This window comes from Arthrobacter sp. Bi26, assembly GCF_918697925.1.
GTDB lineage: Bacteria > Actinomycetota > Actinomycetes > Actinomycetales > Micrococcaceae > Arthrobacter.
In genome coordinates, this window is sequence record NZ_CAKKMF010000212.1 from 1 (window position 1) to 1,142 (window position 1,142).

Below are 1,142 nucleotides of genomic sequence, written 5' to 3' on the forward strand. Positions count from 1 at the left end.
CTGGGAAAAGCTTCCGCGCTCTTGGACGCGATGGCCAAGAGCGCGGCGGCGACGGATCCAAAAGTGGAGGAGCCGGAGCCGGGCCGGCCGGAGTGGCTGACGCCAAAACCTGGAAAGACATCGCCCTGAGCTTTGCCGGGAAACTGGTCACGGCCGGCTGGTCCGCGGTGAAGGCCTGCGCCCTGGTAGGCGTTCACCGCACGACCTGGTACCGGCGTCTGAGCCCGCCCACACCGACGGGCATCCTGGTACCCCATCCCGACCGTGCCTACCCGAACCGGATCACCGATACCGAAGCCGACGCCTTCATGGAGCTGCTGAACTCCAAGGAATACGCCAACCTCTCCGTCACCCAGGCCTACTACCGGATGCTCGACGCGGGGCACTGTTTCTTCTCCATCGCCGCCGCCCACCGCATCGTGGCCCGGAACGGGCAGAACGGCGACCGCCGCGAACAGCGCACGGGAACCGGCCCCAAACGAGCCAAACCCATCATCCACGCAACCGCCCCGAACCAGCTCTGGAGCTGGGACATCACGATGCTCCACGGCCCGGGAAAACACACCTTCCGGCTCTACGCGATCCTGGACGTTTTCTCTCGCAGAGTCGTCGGGCACCGCGTCGAACACACCGAAACGGCCGCCCTCGCCGCCGCTCTGATCAACGGCGCGGTCACCGAAAACCGGCAGCGCCCCGCCGTGCTCCACGCCGACAACGGCGCACCCATGCGGGCCGGCAGCACCCTACAGCTTGCCCAATCCCTGGGCATCACACTGTCCTACTCTCGCCCGCGGGTCTCCGACGACAACCCCTACTCAGAATCCCTGTTCAAAACCGTGAAATACGACCTGGACTTTCCCCGCCGATTCCAAGACCTCCAGCACGCCCGCGACTACATGGCGGCTTACTTCGCCGACTACAACGCCAACCACCGCCACAGCGGCCTGAACTACTACACACCCGACACCGTCCACGAAGGACGGGTCGACCAGGCACGCCAACGCCGCCAAGCAACCCTCAACGCCTGCCACGCCCGGCATCCTCACCGCTACCGAAACAAACCCACCGCACCACCCGCCCCGGCCCACGCCGGCATCAACCACAAAACCAACCAGCTGTCACAAACAGCTTGATTCATTCCG

General features: G+C 65.2%; 1 protein-coding gene. It reads left to right on the forward strand.

The genetic code is table 11. The annotated features are described in order from the left end of the window. Nucleotides 1-1,133: IS3 family transposase (locus LQV16_RS23495; RefSeq protein ID WP_229996232.1), on the forward strand; the 1,133-nt coding region annotated here is incomplete at its 5' end. Nucleotides 1,134-1,142 lie beyond the last annotated feature (9 nt).